At 46.3% G+C, this 2,192-nt stretch carries 2 protein-coding genes and 1 pseudogene; all 3 read left to right on the top strand.

All coding sequences use genetic code 11. The features are described from left to right. Positions 1 to 52: 52 nt before the first annotated feature. Complete coding sequence (gene pyrR / locus A3761_RS11540) at positions 53 to 511, top strand: bifunctional pyr operon transcriptional regulator/uracil phosphoribosyltransferase PyrR (protein ID WP_231881212.1); 459 nt, start codon at positions 53 to 55, stop codon at positions 509 to 511. A 39-nt stretch (positions 512 to 550) separates the two neighbouring features. Next, positions 551 to 1,534, top strand: coding sequence for an aspartate carbamoyltransferase catalytic subunit (locus A3761_RS11545; protein ID WP_068508681.1), 984 nt, complete (start codon positions 551 to 553; stop codon positions 1,532 to 1,534). Next, a pseudogene (locus A3761_RS11550) lies at positions 1,531 to 2,192 on the top strand (dihydroorotase); the annotation flags it as partial. The gene A3761_RS11545 and the pseudogene A3761_RS11550, both read left to right, overlap by 4 nt.

Consider the following 2,192-nt stretch of genomic DNA (forward strand, 5'->3'; position numbering starts at 1 on the left):
AAAGGAACTGACAATGCATGATGAACAAGCTGTAGAAGCCTTATTGGGTGCGATGTCACAGCAACTAAGCCATTATTTGGCAGAAAAGAATATCACTGACTATGAGTTTGTCGGGATTCGCACCGGCGGTGTTTGGGTCGCTAAGGCTATTCAAAAAAGTTTGGCGAATGAAAAACTGATTGGTGAGCTTGATATATCTTTCTATCGCGACGACTTTACTCAAATTGGTTTGAATCCAAAAGTTGAGCCATCTAGCTTGCCCTTCGAAACAAAAGATAAGCATATCGTTTTATTCGATGATGTCTTAATGTCTGGCCGTACTGTGCGTGCAGCGATGAACGAACTATTTGATTACGGCAGACCAGCAAGTATTACACTGGCCGTACTGGTAGATGTAGGGCGTCCGGAGCTTCCAATCGCACCTCATGTGGTTGGGGCGAAATTATCTTTAGCCGAGGGGCAGCGTATAAAGCTTATCGGTCCAGAGAATCTACACCTAAAAATACAGTAACTACATTTCAACGACGACGGTTTTTAACAGGAAATTTTCATGCAGGCGCCTATTCAACTAACTAAGTCAGGAAGACTCAAGCACTTCTTGACGGTATCTGGGCTCAGTAAAGAGCTCCTGACAGAAATTTTGGATACCGCAGACTCATTGATCGAAGTTGGCGAAAGGAACATCAAAAAAGTTCCCCTTTTGCGTGGCAAAACTGTCGTGAATCTTTTCTTTGAAGCCAGTACACGGACTCGAAGCACCTTTGAATTGGCTGCCAAGCGTTTATCCGCCGATGTACTTAATCTGGATATTAATACCTCTGCTACCTCAAAAGGCGAATCGCTTTCGGATATGCTGCGTAATCTCGAAGCGATGGCCAGTGATATGTTTGTTGTTCGACATGCCTCGAGTGGTGCCGCGCATTTTATCGCAGAGTCTGTCACACCTGGTGTGGCTATTGTGAATGCAGGAGATGGTTGGCACGCCCACCCGACACAAGCAATGCTGGATATGCTGACTATTCGTCAGAATAAGGGGCAATTCGAGGGCCTGAAAGTCGCAATTGTGGGTGATATTTTGCATTCAAGAGTTGCACGATCCCAGATTAGAGCGCTGAATACACTCGGTGTTGATGAGGTAAGAGTGATAGCTCCTAATACCTTGCTGCCGAAAAGTGTCGAGTCATTGGATGTTAATGTCTATAACAATATGGATGAAGGCCTAAAAGACCTTGATGTGATTATTATGCTTCGATTGCAGCGTGAACGAATGCAAGGAGCTTTGCTACCGAGTGAGCAGGAATACTTTCAGCTTTATGGCTTGACTCGTGAGCGCTTGGCACTAGCCAAACCTGATGCAATTGTAATGCACCCGGGGCCGATTAACCGCGGCGTTGAGATCGAGTCGGAAGTTGCAGATGGCGAGCAGTCAGTGATCCTGGATCAGGTCACTAATGGTATTGCTGTAAGAATGGCGGTTATGTCGATGGCAATGAGTGGTCAAACGGAAGAGAAAAACAGTGAGGAGTCAAAATGAGCATGCTTCTTAAAAATGGTCAGCGTCTAGTTTTCTCTGACTCCGGCGCGTCCTGGGCTCCTTTTGAAACCTTGCTGATTAAAGATGGTCTGATCGAGGCAATCGATGTTGCCGAGATAAGTGGCACTCCTACAAAAGAATTGAATGGAGCCTATGTATTACCAGGCTTGATTGATCTTTCTGTCGCTTTGCCAGAGCCAGGAAACTCCATAAAAGGCAGTATCGCAAGTGAAACCAAAGCCGCCGCCGCGGGTGGCGTGACGACCTTATGCTGTACTCCAGAAACCCGGCCGGTCAATGACTCTCAAGCTGTGTCAAAGTTGATTAGAGAGCTAAGCGCACAGACGGACTATTGCAGAGTTTTACCAATTGGTGCGTTGACGCAGGGACTAAAAGGAGAGCAGTTAGCTACCTATTCATCCCTGAAGAAAGCGCAATGTGTGGCTTTGAGTAACGCTTACAACCCGCTTAAAAATTTAGCCGTGACCAAGCGCTGTTTTGAATATGCAAAAACGCATGAGATGAGCGTTTTTGTGAACCCTGTAGAGCCCTCATTACAACAAGGGGTCATGCATGAAGGTGAAGTAAGTACCACCGTTGGCCTGCAAGGCATTACTTCTTTGGCTGAAACCATCGCCGTTGCGCAATTGATTCAGTT

This window comes from Oleiphilus sp. HI0123 (assembly GCF_001635315.1).

What these genes read in the sequence shown, in the direction of transcription:
- pyrR (WP_231881212.1), top strand. Translation starts at nt 53, where the DNA reads ATGTCACAGCAACTAAGCCATTATTTGGCAGAAAAGAATATCACTGAC.
- A3761_RS11545 (WP_068508681.1), top strand. Translation starts at nt 551, where the DNA reads ATGCAGGCGCCTATTCAACTAACTAAGTCAGGAAGACTCAAGCACTTC.